Here is a 15,410-nt window from a genome sequence, read left to right as displayed (position 1 = left end):
CCCGTGTGAAAGTAGGTAATCGTCAGGCTCCCTAAGCCAGAAACCCCCGCCCAAACAGGCGGGGGTTTTTGCATTTGCGCGACGGAAAAGGGTGCATCGAGCACCATCGTCCTTGTGGTCGATCGCGGCTCGTTCGAGCCGATCGCTGGCCTCTCTCGAATTACAACCCGATTCAGCACCGATACAGGGCTTGCGATCGGACTCCCTCGGCCTTGCCGACCTTGCCAGGCATATAACGGCTCGGCCGACGTTTTCCGGGGCGTCCGCATGCGGCAAGACATCCTCCGCGTATGGCGGCGCCTGCTCGCAACGTATTCCCGTCAGGAGGCTTCCCGTTGCGTCTGACGAGTACGGGGTGACCGCTGCGCAACGCGTAGATCTCGCCGGTCAGCGATATGCCGTGCCGCCAACGCAGTAGCACCCGTCGCCGGGTAGTGCACAATGCGTACCGCCGGCGCCGATGTCCGTCGACTTCGGTGGGGCCGTACTAGGAACGCTCAAAGCGGGGCACTCACCCGATGGAAGCCGCGGCAGTGCGTTTCGAATTCGACTTCGTGTCGATACGAGCCCACCGAGCAGCGGTCGCGAACAGTTCGCAGCTTGTTGCACTCGCGCCGTCCTGCATCCTCGAGTGCATGGGGCAAAGCGAAGGAGCGCCCGGTTCGCCTTCCGATCGGTTGCGGAGGGCGCCCGCGGCGAGCGGGAGCGCTGAACGTCGCTCAGCAACTGCGCCTGCGCAGTCGCATCCCGGCGCGGAGTGCCCCGTGGGCGACCGTACTCGGGGCCGTCGACGCAACCGGCGTCGATCGGAGGCTCCGGGTGTCATAGGCGCGTGTTCCTTGGCCGGCGCGGAGACGCAACGCGCGAACAGCGAGCGAGGCTGCCTCCTGTATGACGCTGTCGTCTGGGCATGCAGCTGCGACGAAACCCATACGCAGAAACGATGCCGTCGGCCTGGCGTCGTGTCACTGCACAAGGCGCTGTCGGGCATGATCGATAACGGTCCGGCGATAGCGCGAAAATGCCGGCACCGCTCCCGTCGCCGCGCCCGGCATGAATATTGCAAAAAATTTGCTCTCCCCGCTTGGCATTGAGCTCAAGAGATCGTATGATGGCGGTCTTTCGTTTTCAGCGCTAACGCAGTTCGGCGCTGGAGACGGAGTCTGACGAAGATGTGGGCGCCGGTTGGCGAACCTCTCGTCTCCACCGTAGCCTGGTGGGGCGCGTGTCAGGTGGTCGAGCGGGCGCTCGGGAAGAAAATGAAAATAATCTTCCTGTTGTGCTTGACAAGAGTTCGGTGCACCCCCATAATCGTCAGTTCTCTACGGAGGGGTGCCCGAGTGGCTAAAGGGGGCAGACTGTAAATCTGTTGGCTTACGCCTACGTTGGTTCGAATCCAACCTCCTCCACCAAGATATCAGCGCAGAGAGCGGTAGGGACTCGTTAGTGGCCCGTGCGGGTGTAGCTCAATGGTAGAGCAGAAGCCTTCCAAGCTTACGACGAGGGTTCGATTCCCTTCACCCGCTCCAGTTCGTGTAGTTGAAGCACAAACCGCCCATGTGGCTCAGTGGTAGAGCACTCCCTTGGTAAGGGAGAGGTCGGCAGTTCGATCCTGCCCATGGGCACCAGCAGTACAGTCAGTGTCTGTTTGCGCGCGGCGCAACATGTGAAATTCCTTTTGGGAGTTGAAAATGGCCAAGGAAAAATTTGAGCGGACCAAGCCGCACGTGAACGTTGGTACGATTGGTCACGTTGACCACGGCAAGACGACGCTGACGGCAGCGATCACGACGGTGCTGACGAAGAAGTTCGGCGGCGAGGCGAAGGCGTACGACCAGATCGACGCGGCACCGGAAGAAAAGGCGCGCGGCATCACGATCAACACGGCGCACGTCGAGTACGAAACGGCTAACCGCCACTACGCACACGTCGACTGCCCGGGCCACGCGGACTACGTGAAGAACATGATCACGGGCGCAGCGCAGATGGACGGCGCGATCCTGGTGTGCTCGGCTGCAGACGGCCCGATGCCGCAAACGCGTGAGCACATCCTGCTGGCGCGTCAGGTTGGCGTTCCGTACATCATCGTGTTCCTGAACAAGTGCGACATGGTGGACGACGCTGAACTGCTCGAGCTGGTCGAGATGGAAGTTCGCGAGCTGCTGTCGAAGTACGACTTCCCGGGCGACGACACGCCGATCGTGAAGGGTTCGGCGAAGCTGGCGCTGGAAGGCGACACGGGCGAGCTGGGCGAGGTGGCGATCATGAGCCTGGCCGACGCGCTGGACACGTACATCCCGACGCCGGAGCGCGCGGTTGACGGTGCGTTCCTGATGCCGGTGGAAGACGTGTTCTCGATCTCGGGCCGCGGTACGGTGGTGACGGGTCGTGTCGAGCGCGGCATCATCAAGGTCGGCGAGGAAATCGAAATCGTCGGTATCAAGCCGACGGTGAAGACGACCTGCACGGGCGTTGAAATGTTCCGCAAGCTGCTGGACCAGGGTCAGGCAGGCGACAACGTCGGTATCCTGCTGCGCGGCACGAAGCGTGAAGACGTGGAGCGCGGCCAGGTTCTGGCGAAGCCGGGTTCGATCACGCCGCACACGCACTTCACGGCTGAAGTGTACGTGCTGAGCAAGGACGAAGGCGGCCGTCACACGCCGTTCTTCAACAACTACCGTCCGCAGTTCTACTTCCGTACGACGGACGTGACGGGCTCGATCGAGCTGCCGAAGGACAAGGAAATGGTGATGCCGGGCGACAACGTGTCGATCACGGTGAAGCTGATCGCGCCGATCGCGATGGAAGAAGGTCTGCGCTTCGCAATCCGCGAAGGCGGCCGTACCGTCGGCGCCGGCGTCGTCGCCAAGATCATCGAGTAAGCCAGTTATTCGTTGATCGACAGTTTTGGGGCTGGCATAAGCCAGTCCCAACATGGTCTAGGGGTATAGCTCAACTGGCAGAGCGTCGGTCTCCAAAACCGAAGGTTGGGGGTTCGATTCCCTCTGCCCCTGCCAAAAAATAGCCACGTGTCCAACGTGGCATTTGTTTTAAGGTGTTATGGCGAATCCATCCGTCGAAACTGTAAATACCTCCGGCGATAAGCTGATGCTGGGCCTGGGCGTATTGCTGGTCTTGGCCGGATTCGTGGGCTTCTTCTGGCTGGGCAACCAGCAGTGGTATGTCCGCGGTGCCGCATTGGCGGTGGGTATCATCGCCGGCGTGGCCGTCGGGCTGATGTCCGCACCTGGCAAGAGCCTCATCGCGTTTGCCAAGGATTCGTACAAGGAAGTCCGGAAGGTCGTTTGGCCCACCCGCAAGGAAGCGACGCAAACCACGCTGGTCGTGTTCGGCTTTGTGCTCGTGATGGCGATTTTCCTCTGGTTGAGTGACAAATCGATCGAATGGGTGATTTTCTCGGTGATTCTGGGTTGGAAATGATATGAGCGATACTCCGGCATCCCCGAGCGGAAAGCGTTGGTACGTCGTGCACGCCTACTCCGGCATGGAGAAGAGCGTGCAACGTGCGCTTCAGGAGCGCATCGAACGTGCCGGCATGCAGGACAAATTCGGTCAGATCCTGGTCCCGACCGAAGAAGTGGTCGAAGTCAAGGGCGGCCACAAGGCCGTGACCGAGCGTCGTTTCTTCCCCGGCTACGTGCTGGTGGAAATGGAAATGACGGACGAAACGTGGCACCTCGTGAAGAACACCGCGAAGGTCACCGGTTTCGTCGGCGGTGCGCGCAACCGCCCGACGCCGATTTCCCCGAAGGAAGTCGAGAAGATCATGTCGCAGATGCAGGAGGGCGTCGAGAAGCCGCGCCCGAAAACCCTGTTCGAAGTTGGCGAGATGGTGCGAGTCAAGGAAGGTCCGTTCACGGACTTCAATGGCACCGTCGAAGAAGTCAACTACGAAAAATCGCGCGTGCGTGTGTCGGTCACCATCTTTGGCCGCGCAACCCCGGTCGAACTCGAATTCGGCCAGGTCGAAAAAGTTTGATCCCGATTCGGTGGGCAGCCTCGGCTGCCCGCCTTCGCGCTTACGGTCCGCGTCATGGCCGTTGAGGAGCGTCAGTAGCCAGCGGCGAACGCGCGTTATCACTCACCGAACGCCGCCTGGCGTTCCAACGAGGTTTTCAAATGGCAAAGAAGATTGTCGGCTTTATCAAGCTGCAGATCCCTGCAGGTAAAGCCAACCCGTCGCCGCCGGTCGGTCCGGCACTGGGCCAGCGCGGCCTGAACATCATGGAGTTCTGCAAGGCGTTCAACGCGCAGACTCAAGGCATGGAGCCGGGTCTGCCGGTGCCGGTGGTCATCACGGCATTCGCTGACAAGAGCTTCACGTTCGTGATGAAGACGCCGCCGGCGACCGTCCTGATCAAGAAGGCGGCGAAGGTGGACAAGGGCTCGAGCAAGCCGCACACCGACAAGGTCGGTTCGATCACGCGCGCTCAAGCCGAAGAAATCGCGAAGACCAAGATGCCGGATCTTACGGCAGCTGATCTCGACGCAGCGGTTCGCACCATCGCTGGTAGCGCACGCTCGATGGGCATCACCGTGGAGGGTGTGTAAATGGCTAAGATCTCCAAGCGCCGTCAGGCATTTGCCGCCAAGGTCGATCGTCAGAAGCTGTACGCGATCGAAGACGCACTGTCGCTCGTGAAGGAATGCGCAAGCGCGAAGTTTGACGAGTCGATCGACGTCGCTGTCCAGCTCGGCATCGATGCGAAGAAGTCGGACCAGGTCGTTCGCGGTTCGGTCGTTCTGCCGGCCGGTACGGGCAAGTCGGTTCGCGTTGCGGTGTTCGCGCAAGGCGAGAAGGCCGAGCAGGCACGTGCAGCAGGCGCGGAAATCGTCGGTATGGAAGACCTGGCCGAGCAGATCAAGGCTGGCCAGATGGACTTCGATATCGTGATCGCTTCGCCGGACACGATGCGTATCGTCGGTACGCTGGGTCAGATCCTCGGCCCGCGCGGCCTGATGCCGAACCCGAAGGTCGGCACGGTCACGCCGGACGTCGCGACCGCAGTCAAGAACGCGAAGGCGGGTCAGGTGCAATTCCGTGTCGACAAGGCCGGTATCATCCACGCGACCATCGGCCGTGCATCGTTCGAGCCGACCGCGCTGCGTTCGAACCTGTCGGCGCTGATCGAAGCGCTGCAGAAGGCCAAGCCGGCAACGAGCAAGGGCGTGTACCTGCGCAAGATCGCACTGTCGAGCACGATGGGCGTCGGCGTGCGTGTCGACCAGGCTACGCTGGCCGCGCAGTAAGCATGAAATTCAGGCCGCTTCGTTCGCGAAGCGGTCTTCAAGGGCTTTGGGCGGTTGTTCGTGCAGTACGCGGGCAACCGGTTATCAAAGACCGTTGGTGGGCCGGCCGCAGTCAGGCAAGCCCTTAATTCAAGCCAACGCAGATGGCGAACCCGAAAAAGTTTTGCAGTGGTGAAGCCGCAGGCCGTGAAGCGATTCGCGGTGTGAGGTGGAAATACTCCTAACGAGGTCGGACGCCGTTGTTGAACGAGGTACGCGAGGTTTCGCCATACCGGCAAGCCAGACGTATCGTTTCTGGAGGCTAACCGTGCCGCTTAATAGAGAAGACAAGCAAGCCGTCGTCGCTGAGGTTTCCGCGCAAGTCGCGAAGGCCCAGACCGTCGTGCTGGCTGAGTATCGTGGAATTGCGGTTGGCGATCTGACCAAGCTGCGCGCGCAAGCGCGTGAGCAACAGGTTTACCTGCGCGTGTTGAAGAACACGCTGGCGCGTCGCGCTGTCGAAGGTACGCCGTTTGCTCCGCTGGCAGAGCAGATGACTGGTCCGCTGATCTACGGCATCTCGGAAGATGCAATTGCCGCTGCTAAGGTCGTCAACGACTTCAGCAAGAGCAATGACAAGTTGGTCATCAAGGCTGGTTCGTACGATGGCAAGGTGATGGACAAGGCTGGCGTGCAAGCGCTGGCAAGCATCCCGAGCCGTGAAGAACTGCTCTCGAAGCTGCTGTTCGTTATGCAAGCGCCTGTTTCGGGCTTCGCGCGTGCTCTTGCCGCGCTGGCCGAGAAGAAGCAAGCGGAAGCTGCGTAATCGAGCGTGCATCAGCGTCACTGATCGCTGGCTGTATCCGAATTCAATTTAGGAGTATTTCAAATGGCAATCGCAAAAGAAGACATCCTGGCAGCAGTCGAAGGGATGACCGTTCTGGAACTGAACGAACTGGTCAAGGCGTTCGAAGAGAAGTTTGGCGTGTCGGCAGCTGCAGTGGCAGTCGCTGGCCCGGCAGGCGGCGGCGCAGCTGCTGCAGCAGAAGAAAAGACCGAATTCACGGTCGTTCTGGCTGAAGCAGGCAGCAACAAGGTTGCAGTCATCAAGGCAGTTCGCGAACTGACGGGCCTGGGCCTGAAGGAAGCGAAGGACGTCGTTGACGGCGCACCGAAGGCTGTCAAGGAAGGCGTCGACAAGGCTGCTGCTGAAGAAGCCAAGAAGAAGCTGGAAGACGCAGGCGCGAAGGTCGAAGTCAAGTAAGTTTCGGCGCGCTGTGCGAAGGCTGGCGGTATTTTCACCGCCGGCCTTTTTGTGCTTTGTGGGGGCGCTATTCTGGCACTCTTTCGGGAGACCGAATAAACGCCCCCAGAAGCCAAAGATAACCGCCTAATCGTTGCGATTGTTCACGATTTGGCGTTTCTCTTTGTCTTCTGAAGCGACTGCAGAAGGCAAGTTTGGTCGGGTAGCGGGCAACACAGGCATCCGCTGCCGTCAGCCAGCGGTTGGTAGCGGCCAACCACCAAGCTTCTCGGCTCGTTCAAGCCGTCGGACGGCCATCGGGTCTCAGTCGGTGAACACTCGGGTCTGAAACGTCCAGGTATTCCGCCTCGACGCACCCGCCGTGATTCGGAGATCGTATGCAATATTCCTTCACCGAGAAGAAGCGCATTCGCAAGAGTTTCGCGAAGCGCCCCATCGTTCACCAAGTTCCTTTCCTGCTGGCTACCCAGCTTGAATCATTCAGCACGTTTCTGCAAGCCGAAGTGCCGGCGACGCAACGCAAGCCTGAAGGTTTGCAGGCCGCTTTCACATCGGTATTTCCCATTGTTTCGCACAACGGCTTTGCGCGCCTCGAGTTCGTGAGCTATGCGCTGTCCTCGCCGGCATTCAACATCAAGGAATGCCAGCAGCGAGGCCTGACGTACTGCTCCGCCCTGCGCGCGAAGGTCCGCCTCGTCATCCTCGACAAGGAATCGCCGAACAAGCCGGTCGTCAAGGAAGTGAAGGAGCAGGAAGTGTACATGGGCGAAATTCCGCTCATGACGCCGACGGGCTCGTTCGTCATCAACGGCACCGAGCGTGTCATCGTCTCGCAGCTGCACCGTTCGCCGGGCGTGTTCTTCGAACACGACAAGGGCAAGACGCACAGCTCGGGCAAGCTGCTGTTCTCGGCACGGATCATTCCGTACCGCGGCTCGTGGCTCGACTTCGAATTCGATCCGAAGGACATCCTGTACTTCCGCGTCGACCGTCGCCGCAAGATGCCGGTCACGATCCTGCTGAAGGCCATCGGCCTCACGCCGGAACAGATCCTCGCGAACTTCTTCGTGTTCGACAACTTCACGCTGATGGGCGAAGGCGCGCAGCTCGAGTTCGTGCCGGAGCGTCTGCGTGGCGAAGTTGCGCGTTTCGACATCACCGATCGCGACGGCAAGGTCATCGTCCAGAAGGACAAGCGCATCAACGCGAAGCACATTCGCGACCTCGAAGCCGCGAAGACCAAGTTCATCTCGGTGCCGGAAGACTATCTGCTCGGCCGCGTGCTGGCGAAGAACGTCGTCGACGGCGAGACGGGCGAAGTGATCGCGAGCGCGAACGACGAAATCACGGAAAGCGTGCTCGAGAAGCTGCGCGAAGCGGACATCAAGGACATCCAGACGCTCTACACGAACGATCTGGACCAGGGTCCGTACATCTCGTCGACGCTGCGCGTCGATGAAACGACCGACAAGACGGCCGCGCGCATCGCGATCTACCGCATGATGCGCCCGGGCGAGCCGCCGACCGAAGAAGCGGTCGAGGCGCTGTTCAACCGTCTGTTCTACAGCGAAGAAGCGTACGACCTGTCGAAGGTCGGCCGCATGAAGTTCAACCGCCGCGTGGGCCGTGACGAAATCACCGGTCCGATGACGCTGCAGGACGACGACATCCTCGCGACGATCAAGATCCTCGTCGAGCTGCGCAACGGCAAGGGCGAAGTGGACGATATCGACCACCTCGGCAACCGTCGCGTGCGTTGCGTCGGCGAACTGGCGGAGAACCAGTTCCGCGCCGGTCTGGTGCGTGTCGAGCGCGCGGTGAAGGAGCGCCTCGGCCAGGCCGAAAGCGAAAACCTGATGCCGCACGACCTGATCAACTCGAAGCCGATTTCGTCGGCGATCCGCGAGTTCTTCGGTTCGTCGCAGCTGTCGCAGTTCATGGACCAGACCAACCCGCTGTCGGAAATCACGCACAAGCGCCGTGTTTCCGCACTGGGCCCGGGCGGTCTGACGCGCGAGCGCGCAGGCTTCGAAGTCCGCGACGTGCACCCGACCCACTACGGCCGCGTGTGCCCGATCGAAACGCCGGAAGGTCCGAACATCGGTCTGATCAACTCGCTCGCGCTGTACGCGCACCTGAACGAGTACGGCTTCCTCGAGACGCCGTACCGCAAGGTCGTGGACGGCAAGGTGACCGACCAGATCGACTACCTGTCGGCGATCGAGGAAGGCCGCTACATGATCGCGCAGGCGAACGCCGCGATCGACGAGAACGGCATGCTGGTCGACGAACTCGTGTCGTCGCGCGAAGCCGGCGAAACGATGATGGTCACGCCGGACCGCATCCAGTACATGGACGTCGCGCCATCGCAGATCGTGTCGGTTGCCGCCTCGCTGATCCCGTTCCTCGAGCACGATGACGCGAACCGTGCACTGATGGGCTCGAACATGCAGCGTCAGGCCGTGCCGTGTCTGCGTCCGGAAAAGCCGGTCGTCGGTACGGGCATCGAGCGCACCTGTGCGGTTGACTCGGGCACGACGGTTCAGGCGTACCGCGGTGGCGTGGTCGACTATGTCGACGCAGGCCGTATCGTGATTCGCGTGAACGACGACGAAGCGGTCGCGGGTGAAGTCGGTGTCGACATCTACAACCTGATCAAGTACACGCGTTCGAACCAGAACACGAACATCAACCAGCGTCCGATCGTGAAGATGGGCGACAAGGTCTCGCGCGGCGACGTGCTGGCCGACGGCGCATCGACGGACCTGGGCGAGCTCGCGCTCGGCCAGAACATGCTGATCGCGTTCATGCCGTGGAACGGCTACAACTTCGAGGATTCGATCCTGATCTCGGAGAAGGTCGTGGCCGACGATCGCTACACGTCGATCCACATCGAAGAGCTGAACGTCGTCGCACGCGACACGAAGCTCGGGCCGGAAGAAATCACGCGCGACATCTCGAACCTGGCGGAAGTCCAGCTCGGCCGTCTCGACGAATCGGGCATCGTGTACATCGGTGCGGAAGTCGAAGCGGGCGACGTGCTGGTCGGCAAGGTCACGCCGAAGGGCGAGACCCAGCTGACGCCGGAAGAGAAGCTGCTGCGCGCGATCTTCGGCGAGAAGGCTTCGGACGTGAAGGACACGTCGCTGCGCGTGCCGTCGGGCATGAGCGGCACCGTGATCGACGTCCAGGTGTTCACGCGTGAAGGCATCCAGCGCGACAAGCGTGCGCAACAGATCATCGACGACGAACTGAAGCGCTATCGTCTCGACCTGAACGACCAGCTGCGCATCGTGGAAGGCGACGCGTTCCAGCGTCTCGCCCGCATGCTGGTGGGCAAGGTCGCGAACGGCGGCCCGAAGAAGCTCGCGAAGGGCACGAAGATCGACCAGGCTTACCTGGAAGACCTCGACCACTACCACTGGTTCGACATCCGCCTCGCGGACGACGAAGCAGCGGCGCAGCTCGAAGCGATCAAGAACTCGATCGAGGAAAAGCGTCACCAGTTCGACCTCGCGTTCGAAGAGAAGCGCAAGAAGCTCACGCAAGGCGACGAACTGCCGCCGGGCGTGCTGAAGATGGTCAAGGTGTACCTCGCGGTGAAGCGCCGTCTGCAGCCTGGCGACAAGATGGCAGGCCGTCACGGTAACAAGGGTGTCGTGTCGAAGATCGTGCCGATCGAAGACATGCCGTACATGGCCGACGGCCGTCCGGCAGACGTCGTGCTGAACCCGCTCGGCGTGCCGTCGCGGATGAACGTGGGTCAGGTGCTCGAAGTCCACCTCGGCTGGGCCGCGAAGGGTCTCGGCTGGCGTATCGGCGAGATGCTGCAGCGTCAGGCGAAGATCGAGGAGCTGCGCGCGTTCCTGACGAAGATCTACAACGAGTCGGGCCGCCAGGAAGATCTGGACAGCTTCACCGACGACGAGATCCTCGAACTCGCGAAGAACCTGCGCGAAGGCGTGCCGTTCGCAACGCCGGTGTTCGACGGTGCGACCGAGGAAGAAATGGGCAAGATGCTCGACCTCGCGTTCCCGGACGACATCGCCGAACAGCTCGGCATGAACCCGTCGAAGAACCAGGTTCGCCTGTACGACGGCCGCACCGGCGAGATGTTCGAGCGCCGCGTGACGCTGGGCTACATGCACTACCTGAAGCTGCACCACCTGGTCGACGACAAGATGCACGCGCGTTCGACCGGTCCGTACTCGCTCGTCACGCAGCAGCCGCTGGGTGGTAAGGCGCAGTTCGGTGGCCAGCGTTTCGGTGAAATGGAAGTGTGGGCACTCGAGGCATACGGCGCGTCCTACGTGCTGCAGGAAATGCTGACGGTGAAGTCGGACGACGTGACCGGCCGGACCAAGGTGTACGAGAACCTGGTCAAGGGCGATCACGTGATCGATGCAGGCATGCCGGAATCCTTCAACGTGCTGGTGAAGGAAATCCGCTCGCTCGGTATCGATATCGATCTCGACCGCAATTAATCGGACTACGGAGAGAAGGCAATGAAAGCTCTGCTCGATCTATTCAAGCAAGTCCAACAGGAAGAAGTTTTCGACGCGATCAAGATCGGTCTGGCCTCGCCCGACAAGATCCGTTCGTGGTCGTTCGGCGAAGTGAAGAAGCCGGAGACCATCAACTACCGTACGTTCAAGCCGGAACGCGATGGTCTGTTCTGCGCGAAGATCTTCGGGCCGATCAAGGACTACGAGTGCCTGTGCGGCAAGTACAAGCGCCTGAAGCACCGTGGCGTGATCTGCGAGAAGTGCGGCGTCGAAGTGACGCTGGCGAAGGTGCGTCGTGAACGGATGGGCCACATCGAGCTGGCCTCGCCGGTCGCGCACATCTGGTTCCTGAAGTCGCTGCCGTCGCGTCTGGGCATGGTGCTCGACATGACGCTGCGCGACATCGAGCGCGTGCTGTACTTCGAAGCGTACGTGGTGATCGAACCGGGCATGACGCCGCTGAAGGCGCGGCAGATCATGACCGAAGAGGATTACTACAACAAGGTCGAGGAATACGGCGACGAATTCCGTGCCGAGATGGGCGCGGAAGGCGTGCGCGAGCTGCTGCGCGCGATCAACATCGACGAGCAGGTCGAGACGCTGCGCACCGAGCTGAAGAACACCGGCTCGGAAGCGAAGATCAAGAAGTTCGCGAAGCGCCTGAAGGTGCTCGAGGCGTTCCAGCGTTCGGGCATCAAGCCCGAGTGGATGATCCTCGAAGTGCTGCCGGTGCTGCCGCCGGAACTGCGTCCGCTCGTGCCGCTGGACGGCGGCCGTTTCGCGACGTCGGACCTGAACGACCTGTATCGCCGCGTGATCAACCGTAACAACCGGTTGAAGCGTCTGCTCGAGCTGAAGGCGCCTGAAATCATCGTCCGCAACGAAAAGCGGATGCTGCAGGAAGCGGTCGACTCGCTGCTCGACAACGGTCGTCGCGGCAAGGCGATGACGGGCGCCAACAAGCGTCCGCTGAAGTCGCTCGCCGACATGATCAAGGGCAAGGGCGGTCGTTTCCGTCAGAACCTGCTGGGCAAGCGCGTCGACTACTCGGGCCGTTCGGTCATCGTGGTCGGCCCGACGCTGAAGCTGCACCAGTGCGGCCTGCCGAAGCTGATGGCGCTCGAACTGTTCAAGCCGTTCATCTTCAACAAGCTGGAAGTGATGGGCGTCGCGACGACCATCAAGGCGGCGAAGAAGGAAGTCGAGAACCAGACGCCGGTCGTGTGGGACATCCTCGAAGAGGTGATCCGCGAGCACCCGGTGATGCTGAACCGTGCGCCGACGCTGCACCGTCTCGGTATCCAGGCGTTCGAGCCGGTGCTGATCGAAGGCAAGGCAATCCAGCTGCACCCGCTCGTCTGCGCGGCGTTCAACGCCGACTTCGACGGTGACCAGATGGCCGTTCACGTGCCGCTGTCGCTCGAAGCGCAGATGGAAGCGCGCACGCTGATGCTCGCGTCGAACAACGTGCTGTTCCCGGCCAACGGCGATCCGTCGATCGTGCCGTCGCAGGATATCGTGCTGGGTCTGTACTACGCGACCCGCGAAGCGATCAACGGCAAGGGCGAAGGCCTGTCGTTCACGGGCGTGTCGGAAGTGCTGCGCGCGTACGAGAACAAGGAAGTCGAGCTCGCGTCGCGCGTCAACGTGCGGATCACCGAAATGGTCCGCAACGAGGACACCTCGGAAGGCGCGCCGGAATTCGTGCCGAAGGTCACGCTGTATGCGACGACCGTCGGCCGCGCGATCCTGTCGGAGATCCTGCCGCACGGCCTGCCGTTCTCGGTGCTGAACAAGCCGCTGAAGAAGAAGGAAATCTCGCGCCTGATCAACACGGCGTTCCGCAAGTGCGGTCTGCGCGCGACGGTGGTGTTCGCCGATCAGCTGATGCAGTCGGGTTTCCGTCTCGCGACGCGCGCCGGCATCTCGATCTGCGTGGACGACATGCTCGTGCCGCCGCAGAAGGAAACGATCGTCGGCGACGCCGCGAAGAAGGTGAAGGAGTACGACCGCCAGTACATGTCGGGTCTCGTCACCGCGCAGGAACGCTACAACAACGTGGTCGACATCTGGTCGGCGACGTCGGAAGCGGTCGGCAAGGCGATGATGGAGCAGCTGTCGACGGAGCCGGTGACGGACCGCGACGGCAACGAGACGCGCCAGGAGTCGTTCAACTCGATCTACATGATGGCCGACTCGGGCGCCCGGGGTTCGGCGGTGCAGATTCGTCAGCTGGCCGGTATGCGCGGCCTGATGGCGAAGCCGGACGGCTCCATTATCGAGACGCCGATTACCGCGAACTTCCGCGAAGGCCTGAACGTGTTGCAGTACTTCATCTCGACCCACGGTGCACGTAAGGGTCTGGCTGATACGGCACTGAAGACCGCGAACTCGGGTTACCTGACGCGTCGTCTGGTCGACGTCACGCAGGATCTGGTGGTGGTCGAGGACGATTGCGGCACGTCGAACGGCGTCGCGATGAAGGCGCTGGTCGAAGGCGGTGAAGTCGTCGAAGCGCTGCGCGACCGTATCCTCGGCCGCGTCGCGGTCGCGGACGTCGTGAACCCGGAAACGCAGGAAACGCTGTACGAAGCGGGCACGCTGCTCGACGAAGTGGCGGTCGAGGAAATCGAACGCCTCGGCATCGACGAAGTGCGCGTGCGCACGCCGCTGACCTGCGAAACGCGCTACGGCCTGTGCGCATCGTGCTACGGCCGCGACCTCGGCCGCGGCTCGCTCGTGAACGTCGGCGAAGCGGTCGGCGTGATCGCGGCGCAGTCGATCGGCGAACCGGGCACGCAGCTGACGATGCGTACGTTCCACATCGGTGGTGCGGCATCGCGTGCGGCAGTGGCCTCGTCGGTCGAAGCGAAGAGCAACGGTATCGTGCGTTTCACGGCGACGATGCGCTACGTCACCAACGCGAAGGGCGAGCAGATCGTCATCTCGCGTTCGGGCGAGGCGCTGATCACCGACGACTTCGGTCGCGAGCGCGAGCGTCACAAAGTGCCTTACGGCGCGACGCTGCTGCAGCTCGACGGTGCGACGATCAAGGCCGGTACGCAGCTCGCCACGTGGGATCCGATGACGCGTCCGATCATCACCGAGTACGGCGGTACGGTGAAGTTCGAGAACGTCGAGGAAGGCGTGACGGTCGCGAAGCAGATCGACGACGTGACCGGTCTGTCGACCCTGGTCGTGATCGACGTGAAGCGCCGCGGTTCGCAGGCATCGAAGAGCGTGCGTCCGCAGGTCAAGCTGCTCGACGCGAACGGCGAGGAAGTGAAGATCCCGGGCACGGAACACGCGGTGCAGATCGGCTTCCAGGTCGGCGCGCTGATTACCGTGAAGGACGGTCAGCAGGTGCAGGTGGGTGAAGTGCTCGCACGTATCCCGACCGAAGCGCAGAAGACGCGTGACATTACCGGCGGTCTGCCGCGGGTGGCGGAACTGTTCGAAGCGCGTTCGCCGAAGGATGCGGGCATTCTCGCGGAAGTCACCGGCACGACGTCGTTCGGCAAGGACACGAAGGGCAAGCAGCGTCTCGTCATCACGGATCTCGAGGGCAACCAGCACGAGTTCCTGATCGCGAAGGAAAAGCAGGTGCTGGTCCACGACGCCCAGGTCGTCAACAAGGGCGAAATGATCGTGGACGGCCCGGCCGACCCGCACGACATCCTGCGTCTGCAGGGTATCGAGGCGCTGTCGCGCTACATCGTCGACGAAGTGCAGGACGTGTACCGTCTGCAGGGCGTGAAGATCAACGACAAGCACATCGAGGTGATCGTTCGCCAGATGCTGCGTCGTGTGCAGATCACCGACAACGGCGATACGCGCTTCATCCCGGGCGAACAGGTCGAGCGTTCCGACATGCTGGACGAGAACGACCGCATGATCGCCGAGGGCAAGCGTCCGGCTTCGTACGACAACGTGCTGCTCGGTATCACGAAGGCGTCGCTGTCGACCGACTCGTTCATCTCCGCGGCATCGTTCCAGGAAACGACCCGCGTGCTGACCGAAGCGGCGATCATGGGCAAGCGCGACGATCTGCGCGGCCTGAAGGAAAACGTGATCGTCGGCCGTCTGATCCCGGCCGGTACCGGTCTCGCGTTCCACAAGGCGCGCAAGGCGAAGGAATCGTCGGATCGCGAGCGTTTCGACCAGATCGCAGCGGAAGAAGCGTTCGACTTCGGCACGCCGAGCACGCCGGCCGAAGAGCCGCAACACCCGGCAGCCGAGTAAGCGCGGGCGGCGCGAGCCGCCTCGCCCTCGCTGTCACCGAAACCGCCCGGTTTTGCCGGGCGGTTTTTTTTACGCTTCGTTCACGCGCATCACGCGCATCACGCGCATCACGCGCTTGCGCAGCGCCTTTGCAGGCGCGCGATGCGTGC

At 61.9% G+C, this 15,410-nt stretch carries 9 protein-coding genes and 4 tRNA genes; all 13 read left to right on the top strand.

Going from position 1 to position 15,410, the window contains the following annotated elements:
• Positions 1 to 1,326: 1,326 nt before the first annotated feature.
• The 13 genes from BST28156_RS20315 to rpoC all read left to right on the top strand — a co-directional run bounded on the left by BST28156_RS20315 (position 1,327) and on the right by rpoC (position 15,261).
• Positions 1,327 to 1,412, top strand: a tRNA-Tyr gene (locus BST28156_RS20315).
• Between the two features lie 43 nt (positions 1,413 to 1,455).
• A tRNA-Gly gene (locus BST28156_RS20310) sits at positions 1,456 to 1,529 on the top strand.
• 24 nt (positions 1,530 to 1,553) lie between these two features.
• Positions 1,554 to 1,628: transfer RNA gene (locus tag BST28156_RS20305), tRNA-Thr, on the top strand.
• A 63-nt stretch (positions 1,629 to 1,691) separates the two neighbouring features.
• On the top strand, positions 1,692 to 2,882 hold the full coding sequence (gene tuf, locus BST28156_RS20300) for an elongation factor Tu (protein WP_060246288.1): 1,191 nt from the start codon (positions 1,692 to 1,694) through the stop codon (positions 2,880 to 2,882).
• A 59-nt stretch (positions 2,883 to 2,941) separates the two neighbouring features.
• Positions 2,942 to 3,017, top strand: a tRNA-Trp gene (locus tag BST28156_RS20295).
• A 43-nt stretch (positions 3,018 to 3,060) separates the two neighbouring features.
• A complete protein-coding gene (secE, locus tag BST28156_RS20290; protein ID WP_040126481.1) occupies positions 3,061 to 3,441 on the top strand; it encodes a preprotein translocase subunit SecE in 381 nt (126 codons plus the stop codon).
• A 1-nt stretch (position 3,442) separates the two neighbouring features.
• Entirely contained in the window at positions 3,443 to 4,000 is a 558-nt protein-coding gene (nusG, locus tag BST28156_RS20285; RefSeq protein WP_006765424.1) for a transcription termination/antitermination protein NusG, read from the top strand.
• Between the two features lie 140 nt (positions 4,001 to 4,140).
• Positions 4,141 to 4,572 carry a 50S ribosomal protein L11 gene (gene rplK / locus BST28156_RS20280; RefSeq protein WP_006753591.1) on the top strand — a complete coding sequence of 144 codons (432 nt, stop codon included), beginning with the start codon at positions 4,141 to 4,143 and terminating at the stop codon, positions 4,570 to 4,572.
• The gene (gene rplA, locus BST28156_RS20275; protein ID WP_006482906.1) at positions 4,573 to 5,271 is read left to right on the top strand and encodes a 50S ribosomal protein L1; all 699 of its coding nucleotides are present in this window, start codon (positions 4,573 to 4,575) and stop codon (positions 5,269 to 5,271) included.
• Positions 5,272 to 5,578: 307 nt separating this feature from the next.
• A complete protein-coding gene (rplJ, locus tag BST28156_RS20270; protein WP_009687177.1) occupies positions 5,579 to 6,076 on the top strand; it encodes a 50S ribosomal protein L10 in 498 nt (165 codons plus the stop codon).
• Between the two features lie 63 nt (positions 6,077 to 6,139).
• Complete coding sequence (gene rplL / locus BST28156_RS20265) at positions 6,140 to 6,514, top strand: 50S ribosomal protein L7/L12 (RefSeq protein ID WP_009687178.1); 375 nt, start codon at positions 6,140 to 6,142, stop codon at positions 6,512 to 6,514.
• A 377-nt stretch (positions 6,515 to 6,891) separates the two neighbouring features.
• Entirely contained in the window at positions 6,892 to 10,998 is a 4,107-nt protein-coding gene (rpoB, locus tag BST28156_RS20260) for a DNA-directed RNA polymerase subunit beta (RefSeq protein ID WP_174903215.1), read from the top strand.
• 21 nt (positions 10,999 to 11,019) lie between these two features.
• Positions 11,020 to 15,261: a DNA-directed RNA polymerase subunit beta' gene (rpoC, locus tag BST28156_RS20255; RefSeq protein WP_060246291.1), complete on the top strand. Its 4,242-nt coding sequence runs from the start codon at positions 11,020 to 11,022 to the stop codon at positions 15,259 to 15,261.
• Positions 15,262 to 15,410 lie beyond the last annotated feature (149 nt).

Origin of the sequence: Burkholderia pseudomultivorans (assembly GCF_902499075.1) — a bacterium.
In the GTDB taxonomy this organism is placed as follows: Bacteria; Pseudomonadota; Gammaproteobacteria; order Burkholderiales; family Burkholderiaceae; genus Burkholderia; species Burkholderia pseudomultivorans.
Note: the sequence above shows the minus strand (reverse complement) of the source record. Positions and strands in the feature narration are given on the sequence as shown.